This window comes from Lelliottia sp. WB101, assembly GCF_003051885.1.
GTDB lineage: Bacteria > Pseudomonadota > Gammaproteobacteria > Enterobacterales > Enterobacteriaceae > Enterobacter > Enterobacter nimipressuralis.
Genome location: NZ_CP028520.1, coordinates 2,243,304 through 2,261,610, shown reverse-complemented (window position 1 = coordinate 2,261,610; position 18,307 = coordinate 2,243,304). Strand labels below are relative to the sequence as shown.

Sequence of the window (18,307 nt, the reverse complement as noted above, 5' to 3'; positions counted from 1 at the left end):
GACGACGGGCAACAGTATAACCGAATAGTGTTGCGATAACAGGTCTTGACAAAGGATTTTACGCAAACGTTTACCTACCCGCCACGCAAGGGTTTGAGGAATAAAGACCTCGCGATTTTCAATGGATTTCTTTTCAGGTTTGTGATGCAACTATTTCATCATGCAAAGAACCATTTACAAAGCAGGGCTATTTTTTATAAGATGCATTTGAAATGCATCATTAGAGTAACAATCGAAGGAAGTTGCTATGTTAGACGCTCAAACCATCGCTACCGTTAAAGCCACTATTCCCCTGCTGGTCGAAACCGGACCGAAACTGACCGCACATTTTTACGATCGTATGTTCGCTCACAACCCGGAGCTGAAAGAGATTTTCAATATGAGCAACCAGCGCAACGGCGATCAGCGCGAGGCGCTGTTTAACGCCATCGCCGCGTATGCCAGCAATATTGAAAATCTGGCCGCGCTGCTGCCTGCGGTTGAGAAAATTGCCCAGAAGCACACCAGTTTCCAGATTAAACCTGAGCAGTACGATATCGTCGGCAGCCATCTGCTGGCGACGCTCGACGAGATGTTCAGCCCAGGCCAGGAAGTGCTGGACGCCTGGGGCAAAGCCTATGGCGTGCTGGCGAATGTGTTTATCAATCGTGAAGCGCAAATCTACAGCGAACACGCGACGAAAAACGGCGGCTGGGAAGGTACGCGCGCGTTTCGTATCGCCGATAAAACCCCGCGCAGTGCCCTGATCACCAGCTTTGAATTTGAACCCGTCGATGGGCTTCCGGTTGCAGATTATCAGCCGGGTCAGTATCTCGGCGTATGGCTAAAACCCGAAGGGTTCCCGCATCAGGAAATTCGTCAGTACTCTCTGACCCGTAAAGCGAATGGAAAAGGCTATCGTATTGCGGTGAAACGTGAAGACGGCGGTCAGGTTTCTCACTGGTTGCACAATCACGCCAGCGTCGGCGACGTGGTGCATCTGGCGGCACCAGCGGGTGATTTCTTTATGGCGGTAGAAGCGAACACGCCTGTCACGCTGATCTCTGCGGGTGTCGGTCAAACGCCGATGCTGGCGATGCTCGATACCCTCGCAGCGGCAAACCACAGTGCGCAGGTGAACTGGTTCCACGCGGCGGAAAACGGCCAGGTGCATGCCTTTGCGCAAGACGTTAAAACGCTGGGTGCCACGCTGCCGCGCTTCACCTCTCACATCTGGTATAACAAACCGGAAAGCGATGACGTGTTTGATAGCGCAGGGCTGATGGATTTACGGACTCAGGAAGGGGCGTTCAGCGATCCGGCCATGCAGTTTTATCTTTGCGGTCCGGTCGGCTTTATGCAGTTTGCCGCGAAGCAGCTGGTTGAATTGGGCGTTAAAGCAGAGCAGATCCATTACGAATGCTTTGGTCCACACAAAGTGCTGTAACGCAAAAAGCCCCTTTCAGAGGGGCTTTTTATTACGCCTGGCAGTTCGCTCTACCAGGCCTGTGACATCGACGCCGTCTTAAATCGCCGCGTCGTCTTCTTCACCGGTACGAATACGGATGACGCGCGCCACGTCGAAGACGAAGATCTTGCCGTCACCGATTTTACCGGTCTGCGCCGTGCGGATAATAGTATCCACGCAGGTATCGACGATATCGTCAGTCACCACAATTTCGATTTTCACTTTCGGCAGGAAATCCACCATGTACTCTGCGCCACGGTACAACTCGGTATGACCTTTCTGGCGACCAAAGCCTTTCACTTCGGTGACTGTCATCCCGGTGATACCGACTTCCGCCAGCGCTTCACGCACATCATCCAGTTTGAAAGGTTTAATAATCGCATCAATCTTTTTCATGGTGGGTCCTTAAACGCTCGCCTGTCTGTAGCCTCGTAATCGATTGCTCACAGTATCATAGTCAGTCAAATTTTGCGGTACTACTCTTTAAAATCGTTCGCTTCCAGCTCATGCCGCGACAGCAGTTTGTAGAACTCAGTGCGGTTACGCCCGGCCATGCGCGCAGCGTGGGTGACGTTACCCTTGGTAATCTGCAACAGTTTGCGCAGATAGTTGAGTTCGAACTGGTTACGCGCCTCGACAAACGTGGGCAGCGCGGTGTTTTCCCCTTCCAGCGCCTGATCCACCAGCGCATCGCTGATCACCGGCGAAGAGGTCAGCGCCACGCACTGCTCAATCACGTTGACCAGTTGACGCACGTTGCCCGGCCAGCTGGCGGTCATCAGGCGTTTCATGGCGTCGGTGGAGAACGCGCGCACGAAGGGTTTGTGGCGATCGGCTGACTGGCGCAAAAGATGGTTCGCCAGCAGGGGAATATCTTCGGAACGTTCCGCCAGAGCGGGGATTTTCAGGTTTACGACATTAAGACGGTAGTAGAGATCTTCACGAAACTCTTTGCGCTCCATCGCTTTCGGCAGGTCGCGGTGCGTGGCCGAAATGATGCGCACATTAATATCGATATCCCGGTTGCTGCCGAGTGGGCGCACTTTGCGCTCCTGTAACACGCGCAGCAGCTTGACCTGCAGCGGCGCAGGCATATCACCAATTTCATCAAGAAACAGCGTGCCGCCTTCCGCCGCCTGGAAAAGCCCTTCACGACTGCTGACCGCGCCGGTAAAGGCCCCGCGCGCATGACCAAAGAGTTCAGACTCCAGCAGCTGTTCCGGCAACGCGCCGCAGTTGATGGCGATAAAGGCATTTTTACTGCGCGGGCTGGCGTTGTGGATCGCCTGGGCCAGAATCTCTTTCCCGGTACCGCTCTGGCCGTTAATCAGCAAGCTGACGTCCGACTGGGCCACCATCCGCGCCTGCTCCAGCAAGCGCAGCATCACCGGGCTGCGGGTTACAATGGATTCGCGCCACTTCTCATCCACCGACGGGGCTGAGTGTTCCAGCGCATCGTCGATGGCTTTGTACAGCGCGTCTTTGTCCACCGGCTTGGTCAGGAAGCTAAACACCCCCTGCTGCGTGGCGGCGACCGCGTCAGGTATCGAGCCGTGGGCGGTGAGGATAATCACCGGCATCCCAGGCTGCAGCTTCTGAATTTCCACAAACAGCTGCATCCCGTCCATCTCGTCCATGCGCAGATCGCTAATCACCAGATCGACCTTCTCGCGCCCCAGCGCTTTCAGTCCTTCAGCGCCGCTTTCGGCGGTGACCACGCTGTAGCCTTCGCTGACCAGACGCATTCCTAGCAGCTTGAGCAGGCCGGGATCGTCATCCACCAGCAGGAGATGGGCAGGTTTGCGGCTTGTCATGGCTTCACATCCTCTTGTTTCGGCGTCTCGCTCTCCTGCTCCGGCGTTTTGGCGGGCTGCGCAGTGCCTTTCGTATTATCCGGCAAATAGTTGCTGGACGGCTTGCGGGTGGAGAGCTGACGTTCGATATCCGTCAGGTTTTCCAGCTTGCGGGTGGTCGTATCAAGCTGGGAACGTAAGTATTGCTGCTGCTGGCGCAGGGTATCCAGTTCGCCGTCTGCGGACTGTTGCAGTTTGCTGTAGCGGAAGCGCTCTTCGGCGAGCTGCAGCTGTAGCACCTGCCCGTCACGCCACAGCTGATACAGAGGGCGGATCTGCGCCGGGATCTGCGGGCTGAGCGCATCCATCCGCGACGTATTGTTGCGACGCTCTACGGGATTAATTTTGGCATTGGCCAGCAGAATGCCGCGCTTAAAGGTGTCCTGCCAGGTGTCGTCGGCCCACTGATGCGCCTGCGCGCGCGCCACAGCTGGCGCGAGACGCTCGGCGCAATCCATGCCGCGCAGCCAGAACAGCGGGTTCGATTCGACATCATGGCCGTTGAGCTGCCAGATATCATCGCAATCGGTGGAGAGGAAATCCGCCAGCTGATGTTCAGGTAATTTATCTTCTTGTTTATCGCTGATCGCACTTTTTGGCGTGTGCGCCACGCAGCCCGCCAGCAGCAGGCATGGCAGACCTAAGCGTAAAATTTTACTGGAAAACGTCGCGTTAACCGCGCGGAAAAAGACGTGTGACATACTCACCAGACTTAGATTCATTTCATTGATTTTTCCGGCTCAAGGGGCAGCTCAATGCGAAAACAGACATCAGCGCGATCGTCGTGGGAGATATATAACTCCCCGTGCATCCGCCGTATGCAATCGCGGGCAATGCTTAAGCCCAAACCGCTCCCTTTAACCGCACCTTTTCGCTGATGACTTCCCTGGAAAAAGGGCTCAAAAATCATCTTCTGTTCGTCATCCGGGATGGGACTACCGGTGTTGGCGACGTCAATACAGACCCGTGAATTGTGGGTAAAACTGCGAATATAAATGTTACCGGATTCAGTACCATAGTGCACCGCATTGGAATAAAGATTATCCAGCACACTCATTAATAGCATAGGTTCGGCAAAACAGACCGGCTCCTGGAGATCCAGGTCGGTATGCATCATTTTAGCTCGCGCAGGCAGGCTGTGGGCAGAGAGCACCATATCCACCAGCGGCTCAATCTCGACGTTTTCCAGCTCGACGGCACCGTCGGCCAGTTTGCGATTGTAATCAAGCAGTTGCTCAATCAGCTTCTGCAGATTGCGGCTGCTGTCATCGAGAATCTCAACAATTTCTTTTTGCTCGGGGTCAGCGGCCCCGCCACTTCGTCAGCCAGCAGCTCGGTGCCTTCGCGCATACTGGCGAGCGGCGTTTTCAGCTCATGGGAGATATGACGTAAAAATTGATGGCGCTGTGATTCCAGCCACTGTAGGCGCTCGGAGAGCCAGATGATGCGCTGACCGACGGATCGCAGCTCTCGCGGGCCTTTAAACACCACGGTGTTGCCGAGGGATTTGCCCTCCCCAGACGGTTAATCATCCGTTCGATGCCCTTCACCGGGCCGATGATCATGCGGGTAAACAGCAGCACCAGACCGAGGCTGACCAGAAACAGCACCAGCGCCTGCCAGCCAAAGAACTGACCGCGTTCGGCGATCTCCTGCTGCAGCTGTTGTCCGCGAGAGAATATAACGGTGCGCGTGGACTGCACCATCTCGGTATTGGCGTTAGCAAAGGCTTCGAGGCGTGCGGTCGCGACCTCGTCCGGCCCGCTGTTTTTGCACTGCAGTTGCGCCAGATCGTTAAGATCCTGGCGCAGCGCCTGATAAAGTTTGTCGTCGGGGAGAACGCCCGCATGTGCGTCCAGCATTTCGCTGTAGCGCTTGCGCTGGTTCTGATAGACCTTCGCCAGCGTGCGGTCGTCGAGCACGCAATACTGGCGGTAGCTACGCTCCATTTCCAGCGCGGCATTGGTCATCGCCTCGCTGCGGCGGGCATCGATCAGCGTTGTGCGGTTGGTTTGCGCCGCCTGAGCGCTGAGGGCATTGAGGCTCTGCCACGCCTGCCAGGCCAGAACCAGCAAAGGTAACAGGATCAGCAGGAATGCCATCATAACGAGCTGTCGCAGGGAGCGAGGGAAAATTGACCAGCGTTTCAACGCATGACTCTCTCAATGTGGGTGTTGAGTGATGCTAACTGAGTCAGCCCGTCAGATACAACAAAGCCGGGTAAAAACCCGGCTTTGTTGCGAAAAGAGGCGGTGCCTTACTCGACGTTTCGCCCTGGGTCTGATAAAGCATCGCTATAATCAGTAGTTGGACGGCAGGCACCTTGTTGTGCGTCATTCGAAGTTTATGTAGCGCGTCCCGAAGGGGCTGACATAAGAGGGTGAATGAGCCACTGGTTAATATTATGCAACAGCCATGCCATAATGCAAAACAAATTATTAACCACATGATATACTTTAATATTTATATCTGTCTTCGAGCTCTCAGTTCTGATTATTTTTCCACCACCCTGTCACCAAAAAGAGACACATCTAAACCATTAAAAATAAAACCATTATAATCAACACCATAAATGTCTCCTTCTGAAGACACCTCAAATACACGGCTGTCGCCTTTTTCCGACACCATTGATGATGAAAATCACATTCCATCTCTAAAGTGCCGCCTTCAGCGGTTAACCGATATTGACGGTTCCAGTACTCACTATCACTCCTCCACAATCTACAGCATCGCCAGCCCGCGCCGCAGGCATTCCATCAATAAACACTGTCGCAGAACCAGTAGAAATTTGACGCGGGTGGGGTGGATGATCTCGTTTACTATGAGCTGTCAAAGGATCTCCCAGTCGGGCAGCGGGTAGACCATCGACAAACACCGTTGGTGACGCTGCTGTAATAGCCGTTTCATGATAACCATCGTGCTTAGTCCCTTTATCACCTAGTTTGGCTGCGACAGGCATATGTATATTCCTTATTCGTTGAAATTATTATTCATTGAGTTTGTATAAATAGCCATTATGTTGAATACAATTTTTACTTAAGTCGGTTTTATTTAACCGGATAAATGTCATAACCCTCTTTCTTTGGCAACTCATTTGACGTATGAGCTTCTTTATTCTTACTGTCGTAAATTATATACTTACCATTCCACTCACCAACATTATTATCATTCCTAATGATTATTAATATTTCATCTTTTCCGAACCAAATAGACTCAGGCGTATTTCTTTCTGAAAAACAAAGACCCTCAAATAAAACACTCGATTGATGATTTTTTTTCAACCCCGTAACCAAACATCCTTTTAGATAGGGAGAACCATAGTTTAAATTAAAAATCATAGTGTGGTTTATACATTTTGAAAGTACTAGCTCACCATAATAATCACTGTCAGTATCTAAGAAAGCACTAAACATACGATTTTCAAAAGTGAGATAAGGTCTATCTCCGTCAACAGTATTTAGTGCAACCAATTTCACAACATTACCGCTATTTAGCTCACATTTTGCCATTGTTTTGATTGATTGAGAATGGCAATAAAACGAAATAATCCATAGCAGAGCTATATAAATCTTCATTTCACCATATCCCTAAGCAATTGCATATTATCAGGTTGAAGTTCTAATTTGTCTGCGCAGCTCTTAATTTTTTTATAGTAAACGCCATTTTCTTTTCCTCGAAATTTTTTGTACGCTTGAATCAAGTCCCCATTAGCTTTATCAATCCAATATTGCATATACTCTGTACCTAGCGTAACATTATCATTTTCATTATATATCTTTTCTGATTCATAAAAGGAATCGGCCTCAGAAAATGCTTCTGCAGCTCTTTTATCACTGGGCATCTTACCTGTATTTTTTTGCAGCCTATATTTATATACCTGTCTGACAGCATTTTTTTGCATCTGCATTAACCCTTTGGCACTGTGAACACCCTCACCACTCCGTTCGTTAAACCTTGATTCCATATATATCTGGCAAATTATCAAATCATCACTAAGAGAAGAGCTGTTGTTTGCTTTGACAATTTCCCTAATTTCTTTCAATCGAAGGGCATCATCAACTATTATTTCTTTGGGGCTTGTACTTTTAACGAACACTTCACTCTGTTTTTTTAGAACTTTACTTTTCATATCATTCATCCCACTCAGGATTAATCGGCGTCACATGTGGCTCATATATAGAGATAGTTGCAATATACTCACTATCGGAAGTCATTAAATCTGTACATCCTCTTTCATCAGTTACTCCTTTAATACGACTTCCATTTTCCATTACAATTTCATAAGGAAATTCCGCTAGCGGTTTACCATCGTTCTCATTAATAATGGCAAAGTGAAGGTTATATAATTCATCATTACTTTTTGAGTAATACTTTTCCCCATCATCCTTGCCGCCAGGCGAATCACTCTCGCCCTCTTTTTCATCCCATGGTGAGTCAGTTGATGTAGAATTGCTATCCGCAATTCTACCAATATAATCAGGAGCTATCGTCCGCACAATATTTCTGGCACTCCCTCCACTATTTAGGTTTATTTTCGGCCCATTAATGTCCACACCGCCTGCGTGAATTACGATGAATGAACTACCGGCGTTTAAGCTAATACTGCCACTGCTCTTCAGTACAATATCCCCTTGCACATGTATCCCCAGCGCACCGCTGATTTTCTGTGCAAGATCGCCCTTCACTTGCAGACTGCATTTTCCCTCAACCAAGCTTGAATGGTTGCCAGAGGTTTTATGGTGCTGAGTGCCGTCGACTGTCACTTTCCGGTCGTTCACCACGTAGAGTACGTCGTTGTGATCAATACTCATCACTCGATCATTTGTGATTCTAACCGTCTGATCGTTGTGAACGGAGATTCTCTGATTATGCGCTACTGTGATGTTTTGATCGTGCCCATCGGCATTTTTTTTACCTACCTGAATAGTCTGGCCGAGGCCCACATTAATACTTTGGTTGTTACCGATCGTTTCGGTATGGTCCACTTTTACATCTGTGGTGCGATTATGCAGAACATCCGTATCCATATTTTTCTGCGCATGGATATATACAAGCTCCCGACCGGTCGCATCGTCAAATTTCAGCTCGTTAAAACCATCTCCCTTATAAGTTTTTGAGCGGACGATCATCTGCGTCTTCGTCCCGGGCAGGAGACCCGGCGTTCTGTTGTTGTTGTGATAGGTGCGCCCCATTATGATCGGCTGATCAGGATCACCGTTGAGAAAATCAACTATTACCTCATGCCCCACGCGCGGGATGGCAATGTTCCCGTAATTAGCACCAGCCCAGGCCTGTACGACCCGTATCCAACATGAGCTGTGTTCGTCTGACCGATTATATCGATCCCAGCGGAAACTCACTCGAACCCGCCCATGCTCATCGCAAAAGATCTCCTCACCTTCCGGACCGGTGACAATAGCGCTCTGAGGGCCATCTACAGACGGTTTAGGTAGTGGGGCCGATCGCCATGTACGATCCGCAGGGATCACTTCAAGCCGATTTTCTAATGTTGTACCCTCACCTGTACTTCCGAGCAGAGCCTGGGGCTGGCTGCCGCGCAGCCAGCTTCTCACCACCTGCCATTCCCGATTAAGCGACTTAGAGGGGTGTTTGTTCAGCGTGAAACACTTACCGGGGAAAAGAGCAGGTGAGTTACTGGTGCAGAGGGCGGTCTCTGCGTCGCTGCGCCAGCCTTCAAGTTGATAGCGGGCAAAATCCGCTCCGTGTTGTTCGTCCTTAAAGCGACCCGGATAATCAAAGATTTCATACTGCCAACGCTGGCCATTCAATGGATCACCATGTTGTTCATAAAAGGCTGACCAGATGGGACATTCGAAGGTGTAATCTTTTGTCGCTACAGAAGAAGGACGAATCTGCGCACGATAACGAAATTCGCTGATGCAAGCAGCAATAGTGGCCACGCTATTCGGGTTAAAAGATAGGGCGTCTAGCTTATCTACCGCAAACACATCATCAATTAAAGAAAGCACATTCTTTCCGCTCTGTGTCTGATCAAAGTAAAAAATCCCTTCCTCCGCCCACAAACGTGTCAGAAACGCGAGATCGCTTTCACCATATTGGACGCAAAACTCTCGTGCAGGATGAACTTCATGAAAAGTTGATTGCCAGCCAGTGATGCCATTTTCTCTTAGTAAAGTGGCAGTTATAGTCTGGATATCCTGTTGTTGAAAAATCCGAAAGTTCTGCCGCAAGCTGGCACGCCAGAGTGGTGGATGAATACGAAGGCTATACTGCTGCTGCCATTTATTACTTTCTTTCATGCCAAAGAGGGCTATCAAGCCGCAGACTTCATGCAGTTTGTCACTACCCTGCCAGATTGTGAGAGTGGCCTCTTTTTCCAATAACTGCTGGGCCGTAAGATCAAATACCTTACTGGTCAACTCAACATCCAGAACAAAAGGTAAAGAATAATGACGGGACAACGAAAAGCTGTAAACGGCAAAGACCCATGATTTCTGCCCCTCCACTTCCAGTGTAAAGCGCAATCCTTGCTCTGACATAAGCATCCTCCTGATGAATTCGAAAATCCGTAGCATTTTTGAGGAAGTTAGAGATAAAGGTTTTATAAAGTCATTTTTGTGATTGGCGTCGGGAAGAGTAAAAAAAATTTATTTATTTTCAGACAGTTAATTCATTTTACATATAAGAAAGAAATTTTAATCCAGTGGGTGAATGATTTAGATCTACGTTTGAGCCTTGAAAAAAGCTCTCCTTGACAGAGAGCTTTGAAGGGATTGTCCGGGAGCGCTCACCGGGCCTCCGATTTAAGCCTTTTGAAGGCCGGGCAAACACAGTGCCGCCAGGCATTGACAGGCTGATTAACCTAACTGCTTACGCGCATTGCGGAAGATACGCATCCACGGGCTGTCTTCGCCCCAGTTTTCCGGGTGCCAGGAGTTGCTGACGGTACGGAATACACGCTCCGGGTGCGGCATCATGATGGTGGCGCGGCCGCTTTCGCTGGTCACGGCGGTAATACCGTTTGCTGAGCCGTTAGGGTTTGCCGGGTAGGTTTCCGTCACTTTGCCGAAGTGATCGACGAAGCGCAGTGCCACCAGCCCTTTGCTTTCGAGCGTAGCCAGATGCGCAGCATCGCGCACTTCCACCTGCCCTTCACCGTGTGAAACCGCAATCGGCATCTGCGAGCCCACCATTCCCTGCAGCAGCAGAGACGGGCTTTGGGTCACTTCAACCAGGCTAAAGCGTGCCTCGAAGCGGTCGGACTGGTTACGCACAAAGCGCGGCCAGGCGTCGCTGCCAGGGATCAGCTCACGCAGATTCGACATCATCTGGCAGCCGTTACACACGCCCAACGCCAGCGTCTGCGGACGGTGGAAGAAGGTTTCGAACTCATCGCGCACACGATTGTTGAACAGAATGGATTTCGCCCAACCCTCACCTGCCCCCAGCACGTCGCCGTAAGAGAAACCGCCGCAGGCGACCAGTGCCTGGAAATCGTCCAGCCCGGTGCGCCCAGCCAGCAGGTCGCTCATGTGGACGTCGATAGCATCAAAGCCCGCACGGTGGAACGCTGCCGCCATTTCCACGTGGGAGTTCACGCCCTGCTCGCGCAGAACCGCCACTTTCGGACGCGCGCCGGTCGCAATGTAAGGTGCCGCCACGTCTTCGTTAATGTCGAAGGAGAGCTTCACGTTCAGACCCGGATCGCTGTCATTTGCTTTGGCTTCATGCTCCTGATCGGCGCACTCAGGGTTATCGCGCAGACGCTGCATCTGCCAGGTGGTTTCGGCCCACCACATACGCAACGTGGAGCGGCTTTCGCTGAACACCGCGTGACCGTCCGCTTCAATCACGAAGCGATCGCCGCTGACGGCTTTCCCCAGATAGTGTACGCAATCCGCCAGACCATGCTGCGCAAGTAGCGCTTCAACGGCATCGCGGTCAGCAGCACGGACCTGAATGACCGCGCCCAGCTCTTCGTTAAACAGCGCCGCCAGACGGTCGTCGCCCAGCGAAGCGATATCTGCTTGCACACCGCAGTGGCCGGTGAAAGCCATCTCGGCCAGTGTCACCAGCAGGCCGCCGTCTGAACGGTCGTGATAGGCCAGCAGTTTGCGATCGGCTACCAGCGCCTGAATAGCGTCGTAGAAGCCTTTCAGCTGCGCCACGTCGCGCACATCTGCCGGTTTGTCGCCCAGTTGACGATAAACCTGCGCCAGCGCGGTCGCGCCGAGAGCGTTTTGGCCTTTACCGAGATCAATCAGCAGCAGGGCGTTATCTTCCGTAGCCAGCTGTGGCGTGATGGTGTGACGCACATCTTCCACGCGGGCAAAAGCGGTGATAACCAGCGACAGCGGAGAGGTCATTTCGCGCTGCTCGTTGCCCTCCTGCCAGCGGGTTTTCATCGACATAGAATCTTTGCCGACCGGAATGGTGAGACCCAGCGCCGGACAGAGTTCTTCGCCGACCGCCTTTACGGCTTCATACAGACCCGCGTCTTCGCCCGGGTGCCCGGCTGCGGCCATCCAGTTTGCGGAGAGTTTGATGCGTTTGATATCGCCAATCTGGGTCGCAGCGATGTTGGTCAGCGCTTCGCCGACCGCCAGACGGGCAGAGGCGGCGAAGTCCAGCAGTGCAACCGGGGTACGTTCGCCCAGCGCCATCGCTTCGCCGTAGTAGCTGTCGAGGCTCGCTGTGGTCACCGCGCAGTTCGCCACCGGGATCTGCCATGGCCCAACCATCTGATCGCGGGCCACCATACCGGTCACCGAGCGGTCGCCGATGGTCACGAGGAAGGTTTTTTCCGCTACCGCCGGGAGGTGCAGGACGCGATTCACGGCATCAGCAATGGCGATCCCGCGCACATCCAGCGCTTTGCCTGCGGCTTTACGGGTTTGCACGTTGCGGGTCATCTTCGGCGTTTTGCCCAGCAGCACGTCAAGCGGCAGATCAATCGGCTGATTGTCGAAGTGCGGATCGTTCATGGTGAGATGCAGCTCTTCCGTCGCTTCACCAATGACCGCGTACGGTGCGCGCTCGCGGCGGCACAGTTCGTCGAACAGCGGCAACTGGTCCGGAGAGACCGCCAGCACGTAGCGTTCCTGAGATTCATTACACCAGATTTCCAGCGGACTCATGCCTGGCTCATCGCTCAGGATATCGCGCAGGTTGAAACGCCCCCCACGGCCGCCGTCGCTCACCAGCTCCGGCATGGCGTTAGAGAGACCGCCCGCACCGACGTCGTGAATGAACAGAATAGGGTTGGCATCGCCAAGCTGCCAGCAGCGGTCGATCACCTCCTGGCAACGACGCTCCATTTCAGGGTTGTCGCGCTGTACGGAAGCAAAATCGAGGTCTGCGTCAGACTGACCAGAGGCCATCGAAGAGGCCGCCCCGCCGCCCAGACCGATGTTCATTGCCGGGCCGCCGAGAACGATCAGTTTCGCGCCGACGGTGATCTCACCTTTCTGCACGTGATCGGCGCGGATGTTGCCGATCCCGCCTGCCAGCATGATGGGCTTGTGGTAGCCGCGCAGCTCTTCGCCGTTGTGGCTGTCGACTTTCTCTTCATAGGTACGGAAGTAGCCGTTCAGCGCCGGGCGACCAAATTCGTTGTTAAACGCCGCGCCGCCCAGTGGGCCTTCGGTCATGATGTCTAGCGCGGTGACAATGCGCTCTGGCTTGCCGAAATCTTCTTCCCACGGCTGTTCAAAGCCAGGAATACGCAGGTTAGAGACGGAGAAACCGACCAGGCCCGCTTTTGGTTTTGCCCCGCGTCCGGTTGCGCCTTCGTCACGGATTTCTCCGCCGGAACCGGTCGCTGCGCCCGGCCATGGCGAAATCGCCGTCGGGTGGTTGTGCGTTTCCACTTTCATCAGGATATGCGCAGGCTCCTGATGGAATGCATAGCGCCCTGCTTCGCGATCGGCGAAGAAGCGGCCCACCTCAGAACCTTCCATCACTGCCGCGTTGTCTTTATAGGCAGACAAGACGTGGTCAGGCGTTTGTTCCATGGTGTTTTTAATCATTTTGAACAGCGACTTCGGCTGTTCTTCGCCGTCGATAACCCAGTCGGCGTTGAAAATCTTATGGCGGCAGTGCTCGGAGTTGGCCTGCGCGAACATATAGAGTTCGATGTCGTTCGGGTTGCGGTTCAGCTTCACGAACGCATCCTGCAGGTAGTCAATCTCGTCATCTGCCAGCGCCAGACCCAGACGCAGGTTGGCATCAATCAGCGCCTGGCGGCCTTCACCCAGCAGATCCACGCTCTGAACGGGCGCAGGCTGATGGTGAGAGAACAGCTGTTGTGCATCATCCAGCGACGCGAAGACGCTTTCCATCATGCGGTCGTGCAGCTCAGCGGTAACGGCCTGCCATTGTTCAGCGGTCAACGTCGAGGCTTCAACGTAATACGCCACGCCGCGCTCCAGACGATTAATCTGGCTCAGGCCGCAGTTGTGGGCAATGTCAGTGGCTTTAGAAGACCAGGGGGAGATGGTGCCAGGGCGAGGCGTCGCAAGGATCAGTTTGCCGGTTGGCGTATGGCTGCTCAGGCTCGGGCCATACTTGAGCAGACGTTCAAGCTGCTCGCGCTGCTGCGCATCTAAGGGAGCATTCAGGTCAGCAAAATGGACATACTCAGCGTAAATATTGCTTACCGGAAGGTCGGCAGCCTGAAAACGTGCCAGCAGTTTGTTAATACGGAAGGCAGACAGTGCAGGCGAACCACGCAGAATTTCCATCATAAGTCTCTCGTCTTCGAAGCGCCTGAGGCGCTTACAGTGTGCGCAAGGGGAAAACGGGCGTCATTATAGAGAATCCTGAGCGCCGACGAAACCGTTTGCGTCGAAATAAAATCATCTCGCATTTTTATCCATAGGTGTGACCTGTCTCTCTAATTTGTTGCCAACTGTCGTAAGTTTGCGCAAAATGCCGCTCAATCAATGGCAAACCTTATTCTTAACATGGCTACAGCACACTGAGGCAACGCACGGCGCAGAGAATTAACTAATTGAAAAAATTAAAGATTAATTATCTGCTCATCGGCATTGTAACCTTGCTGCTGGCAGCGGCCCTGTGGCCTTCAATCCCCTGGTTCGGCAAAGCCGAAAACCGTATCGCCGCGATCCAGTCGCGGGGGGAGCTGCGTGTCAGTACCATCAGCTCTCCACTCACCTACAACAACGTTAACGGCAAAATTACCGGTCTCGATTACGAACTGGCGCAGCAGTTTGCCGACTACCTTGGCGTGAAACTCAAAATCACCGTTCGCCAGAATATCAGCCAGCTGTTTGACGACCTGGATAATGGCGATGCCGATATGCTCGCCGCCGGGCTGGTCTATAACAGCGAGCGCAGCAAGAACTATCAGCCAGGGCCGACCTACTACTCCGTTTCTCAGCAACTCGTCTATCGCGTGGGCGGTGTGCGCCCGCGTACGCTTGCTGCCCTTAACGATCAGCAGCTCACCATCGCGCCAGGCCATGTGGTGATTGACGATTTGCGCTCCCTGAAAGAGAAGAAATACCCGGATCTCAGCTGGAAGGTGGATGACAAACTCGGCACTACGGCACTACTGGAACAGGTAAAAGATAAAAAGCTGGCGTACACCATCGCCGATTCCGTGGCGATCAGTCTGTTCCAGCGCGTGCATCCGGAGCTGGCCGTGGCGCTGGACGTGACCGACGAACAGCCCGTCACCTGGTTTAGCCCTCTCGACGAAGATCAAACCCTCGCCGCCGCGATCCTTGATTTCTTCAATTCGATGAATGAAGACGGCACCCTCGCGCGGCTTGAGGAGAAGTATCTCGGTCACGGCGGTGATTTCGATTACGTCGATACCCGCAGCTTCCTGCGCGCGGTCGACAGTGTGCTGCCGGAACTCCAGCCGCTGTTCGAGAAATACGCCCAGGCGATCGACTGGCGCCTGCTGGCGGCGATTTCTTACCAGGAATCTCACTGGGACGCCCAGGCGACCTCACCCACCGGCGTGCGTGGCCTGATGATGCTCACCAAGAATACGGCGCAAAGCCTCGGCCTGACGGATCGCACCGACGCGGAACAGAGCATTAGCGGCGGCGCGCGTTATCTGCAGGATATGATGGCGAAAGTGCCGGAAACGGTGCCGGAAGAGGAGCGGATCTGGTTTGCACTGGCGGCCTACAACATGGGTTACGCGCATATACTCGACGCCCGCGCGTTGACCGCCAAGACCAAAGGCAATCCTGACAGCTGGTCTGACGTTAAACAGCGTCTGCCGTTGCTGAGCCAGAAGCCCTGGTACAATAAACTCACGTACGGATATGCGCGCGGGCACGAAGCCTACGCGTATGTGGAAAATATCCGCAAGTATCAGATAAGCCTGGAAGGTTATCTGCAGGAGAAAGAGAAGGAAGTGATGGAGGCCGAGCAGCTGGCGCAGAGCTATCCGGTGGTATCACCGAATGAGCTTAATCACCCGACGACTTCAATTCTGCCTTTTGTTGCTTTTTCTGCTGACGGCGCATTCGAAAGAAATCGCTTAGTAGCCCCGAACACTCTGGTGCAAGTACCCCACCGATAATCTGGACCTGGTGGTTCATGCCCGGATGACCGAGTACGTCCATTAAGGAACCCGCCGCGCCTGTCTTTTCATCCCGTGCGCCATACACCAGCGTCCCGATGCGGCTGTGCACCATCGCACCAGAACACATCACGCAGGGTTCCAGCGTGACATACAGCGTTGTATCCAGCAAACGGTAGTTCTGCAGTACCAGCCCGCCCTGACGCAGAGCCATGATTTCGGCATGCGCAGTCGGATCGTGGCGCCCTATCGGACGGTTCCACCCTTCGCCAATCACCTGATTGTTATGCACCAGAACGGCACCCACGGGCACTTCGCCCTCATCCCAGGCGCGTTTTGCAAGGGAGAGCGCATGGCGCATCCAGTATTCATGATTGAGTTCAAGGTCAGACAACGAAAGGTACTCCAGTCGGAAAGCGGGCGGCATTATACACACCCGTTATGATTAACACTATTCCAGTTGCTGAAGTTCGCCTGAAGGGGTGACGCGCCAGCGGTGCTGGCAGAAATAGAGCAGCGGGTTGTCCTGCTTGCTGTCGCTGTAGCCACTGTAAAGGCGCAGCGGCGTGCCGATTTTTTTCTCGAGCTGCACCACTTTCTCGTGCCCCAGACAGCGCAGCGTCAGCACCCATCCGCCGTAGGCGCGCCCCATTTGAGTAGCAATCAGATTCACGCGCGGCAACCATGGCGTGTCAAAATAGACCTGCTCCACCAGCGGCTGCGGCGAGCCGGTGATAAGCCAGATATCGGCGTCACTGGCGTTGAGGTACTCCGTCAGCCGGTCCTGAACCACCGGAAACGCGGTGACGTGCCCGCGAAACCAGTGGACGAAATCCTGTTGCAGCTGGCTGAGCCGCGCGTCGCTGTGCCCAAAGGTGCAGCCCCATAACAGCAGGCTCATTGGCCAACGCGCCGCGCGCCCTTTTATCAACAGTGCGATCCCGATAATCGGCAAAAGTGGCAGCACGAGCAGTGCGTTCAAGGGCTGGCGACGCAACAGATAGCGCATAAAACTGCCAAACATATCCTGCTGATGAAGCGTTCCATCCAAATCGAAAAAGACAACGCGGCGCTCGTGATTAACCAAACCTTACTCCTCTGGATCGTGGAATCCTAACAGCCAGGTAAACAAGAACCCGGCGATAATCGCTACCAAACAGCCTAACAGATAGAGCATGACTTTTCCGGTCACGATGGTTAATGCCAGCGGTAAACCGGAAATCCCGAAAGTAATAACGGTAGCCACTTTCCAGTAGCTGATCAACGCCCCACCCATCGCGCCCCCCAGACAGGCCGCGAGGAATGGTTTGCCAAGCGGCAATGTGACGCCGAAAATCAGCGGCTCACCGATGCCCAGCAATCCAACCGGCAATGCACCTTTGATCACTTTTTTCAGCCGGTCGTTGCGGGTTTTCAGCAGGATAGCAATCGCAGCACCGACCTGCCCCATCCCCGCCATCGACAGAATCGGCAGCAGCGCGTTGTAGCCGTGCGCCTGCACAAGCTCCACGTGAATCGGCACAAGCCCCTGATGCAGCCCGGTTAACACCAGCGGCAGGAAGGTCCCGGACAGCACCGCCCCCACCAGCAAACCACCACGATCGATAGCCATCGACGCCCCGTGCGCAATCGCCTCGGAGATCCAGCCGCCTAACGGCTGCAAGGCCACAATCGCCACCGTACCGGTGATCAGGGTGGTCAGCAGCGGATTGAGTATCAGCTCAATCGAACCCGGCAGCAGGCTGCGCAGACGCTTCTCGACCCAGCACATCAGGGCGACGACCAGCAGCACCGCGATGACACCGCCGCGTCCGGGCTGGAGCGCTTCGCCAAACAGGGTGATTTGCGCCAGCTGCGGGCTGGAGAGGATCCCCGCCATCACGCCGCCCATCGCCATCGAACCGCCGTAGACTTTCGCCGCGTTGACGCCCACCAGAATGTTCATGATGGCAAACACCGCGCTACCAAAGATGCCCAGAATCCCGAGCAGGTTTGGATATTGGGTCGCAAAATCGCCGACGATATCCGGGCGTTTGAGGATATTGATAATCCCGGTAATCAGACCCGACGCGATAAACGCCGGGATCAGGGGAATAAAGACGTTGGCCAACTGGCGCAGCGCATCGCTCATTGGGGCTTTGTATTTGGCTTTGGCCTGCGCTTTGTTGCGATCCACATCGCCTAAAATCTCAGCGCTTTCACCGATCATCAGCGCACGCATCGCATCTACGACCTGCGCGGCTTTGCCTGGTCCGACAATCAGCTGGTGCTGTGCGCCCTGCTTTACGTAGCCGCTGACGCCGGGGAGCTTTTTCAGACGCGCCAGATCGAGCTGGCCGTCGTCCTGAACTTCGACCCGCACGCGCGTCATGCAGTTTTCGAGACGGCGGATGTTTTTCTCCCCGCCAATCCCCTGCAAGATGTCGCTGGCGAGCGCTGCTGTTTTTTCCATATACGCCTCAG

Annotated in this window: 12 protein-coding genes and 2 pseudogenes; 2 read left to right on the top strand and 12 right to left on the bottom strand. The window is 53.7% G+C overall.

What is annotated here, in order from left to right; translation table 11 throughout:
• Window positions 1-247 precede the first annotated feature (247 nt).
• Window positions 248-1,426: an NO-inducible flavohemoprotein gene (gene hmpA, locus DAI21_RS10910; RefSeq protein ID WP_107703105.1), complete on the top strand. Its 1,179-nt coding sequence runs from the start codon at window positions 248-250 to the stop codon at window positions 1,424-1,426.
• 78 nt (window positions 1,427-1,504) lie between these two features.
• On the opposite strand, the gene glnB is transcribed toward hmpA, so the two are convergent.
• The 9 genes and pseudogenes from glnB to purL all read right to left on the bottom strand — a co-directional run bounded on the left by glnB (window position 1,505) and on the right by purL (window position 14,027).
• Entirely contained in the window at window positions 1,505-1,843 is a 339-nt protein-coding gene (gene glnB / locus DAI21_RS10905) for a nitrogen regulatory protein P-II (RefSeq protein ID WP_002914032.1), read from the bottom strand.
• 80 nt (window positions 1,844-1,923) lie between these two features.
• A complete protein-coding gene (glrR, locus tag DAI21_RS10900; protein ID WP_100779295.1) occupies window positions 1,924-3,261 on the bottom strand; it encodes a two-component system response regulator GlrR in 1,338 nt (445 codons plus the stop codon).
• Window positions 3,258-4,022, bottom strand: a complete 765-nt coding sequence (qseG, locus tag DAI21_RS10895; protein WP_107703104.1) for a two-component system QseEF-associated lipoprotein QseG — start codon at window positions 4,020-4,022, stop codon at window positions 3,258-3,260. The genes glrR and qseG overlap by 4 nt, the downstream gene beginning before the upstream one ends.
• Window positions 4,019-5,450 (bottom strand): annotated as a pseudogene (gene qseE / locus DAI21_RS10890) (two component system sensor histidine kinase QseE/GlrK). The gene qseG and the pseudogene qseE overlap by 4 nt, the downstream one beginning before the upstream one ends.
• 524 nt (window positions 5,451-5,974) lie before the next feature.
• On the bottom strand, window positions 5,975-6,259 hold the full coding sequence (locus tag DAI21_RS10885; protein WP_107703103.1) for a type VI secretion system PAAR protein: 285 nt from the start codon (window positions 6,257-6,259) through the stop codon (window positions 5,975-5,977).
• 88 nt (window positions 6,260-6,347) lie between these two features.
• Entirely contained in the window at window positions 6,348-6,875 is a 528-nt protein-coding gene (locus tag DAI21_RS10880) for a hypothetical protein (RefSeq protein ID WP_107703102.1), read from the bottom strand.
• The gene (locus DAI21_RS10875) at window positions 6,872-7,429 is read right to left on the bottom strand and encodes a transglycosylase SLT domain-containing protein (protein WP_107703101.1); all 558 of its coding nucleotides are present in this window, start codon (window positions 7,427-7,429) and stop codon (window positions 6,872-6,874) included. Before DAI21_RS10875 ends, DAI21_RS10880 begins: the two co-directional genes overlap by 4 nt.
• Before the next feature lies 1 nt (window position 7,430).
• Entirely contained in the window at window positions 7,431-9,821 is a 2,391-nt protein-coding gene (tssI, locus tag DAI21_RS10870) for a type VI secretion system tip protein TssI/VgrG (protein WP_107703100.1), read from the bottom strand.
• A gap of 318 nt (window positions 9,822-10,139) precedes the next feature.
• Window positions 10,140-14,027: a phosphoribosylformylglycinamidine synthase gene (gene purL, locus DAI21_RS10865; RefSeq protein WP_107703099.1), complete on the bottom strand. Its 3,888-nt coding sequence runs from the start codon at window positions 14,025-14,027 to the stop codon at window positions 10,140-10,142.
• Window positions 14,028-14,278: 251 nt separating this feature from the next.
• Between purL and mltF the strand changes: the two are divergent.
• Window positions 14,279-15,844, top strand: a pseudogene (gene mltF, locus DAI21_RS10860) (membrane-bound lytic murein transglycosylase MltF); the annotation flags it as partial.
• Here mltF and tadA read toward each other — a convergent pair.
• From tadA to DAI21_RS10845, 3 genes are read right to left on the bottom strand one after another with little or no spacing between them, the layout of a single operon-like run.
• Window positions 15,732-16,271, bottom strand: coding sequence for a tRNA adenosine(34) deaminase TadA (tadA, locus tag DAI21_RS10855; RefSeq protein ID WP_107703097.1), 540 nt, complete (start codon window positions 16,269-16,271; stop codon window positions 15,732-15,734). The pseudogene mltF and the gene tadA overlap by 113 nt on opposite strands.
• Before the next feature lie 24 nt (window positions 16,272-16,295).
• On the bottom strand, window positions 16,296-16,931 hold the full coding sequence (gene yfhb / locus DAI21_RS10850; protein ID WP_100779289.1) for a phosphatidylglycerophosphatase C: 636 nt from the start codon (window positions 16,929-16,931) through the stop codon (window positions 16,296-16,298).
• A gap of 3 nt (window positions 16,932-16,934) precedes the next feature.
• Window positions 16,935-18,296 (bottom strand): PTS transporter subunit EIIC, encoded by a 1,362-nt coding sequence (locus tag DAI21_RS10845; RefSeq protein ID WP_107703096.1) that lies wholly within the window; start codon window positions 18,294-18,296, stop codon window positions 16,935-16,937.
• Window positions 18,297-18,307 lie beyond the last annotated feature (11 nt).

Bases quoted from the DNA above. Each gene is read 5' to 3' on its own strand.
- hmpA (WP_107703105.1), top strand. From the start codon at position 248: ATGTTAGACGCTCAAACCATCGCTACCGTTAAAGCCACTATTCCCCTG.
- glnB (WP_002914032.1), bottom strand. From the start codon at position 1,843: ATGAAAAAGATTGATGCGATTATTAAACCTTTCAAACTGGATGATGTG.
- glrR (WP_100779295.1), bottom strand. From the start codon at position 3,261: ATGACAAGCCGCAAACCTGCCCATCTCCTGCTGGTGGATGACGATCCC.
- qseG (WP_107703104.1), bottom strand. From the start codon at position 4,022: ATGAATCTAAGTCTGGTGAGTATGTCACACGTCTTTTTCCGCGCGGTT.
- DAI21_RS10885 (WP_107703103.1), bottom strand. From the start codon at position 6,259: ATGCCTGTCGCAGCCAAACTAGGTGATAAAGGGACTAAGCACGATGGT.
- DAI21_RS10880 (WP_107703102.1), bottom strand. From the start codon at position 6,875: ATGAAGATTTATATAGCTCTGCTATGGATTATTTCGTTTTATTGCCAT.
- DAI21_RS10875 (WP_107703101.1), bottom strand. From the start codon at position 7,429: ATGAAAAGTAAAGTTCTAAAAAAACAGAGTGAAGTGTTCGTTAAAAGT.
- tssI (WP_107703100.1), bottom strand. From the start codon at position 9,821: ATGTCAGAGCAAGGATTGCGCTTTACACTGGAAGTGGAGGGGCAGAAA.
- purL (WP_107703099.1), bottom strand. From the start codon at position 14,027: ATGATGGAAATTCTGCGTGGTTCGCCTGCACTGTCTGCCTTCCGTATT.
- tadA (WP_107703097.1), bottom strand. From the start codon at position 16,271: ATGCCGCCCGCTTTCCGACTGGAGTACCTTTCGTTGTCTGACCTTGAA.
- DAI21_RS10845 (WP_107703096.1), bottom strand. From the start codon at position 18,296: ATGGAAAAAACAGCAGCGCTCGCCAGCGACATCTTGCAGGGGATTGGC.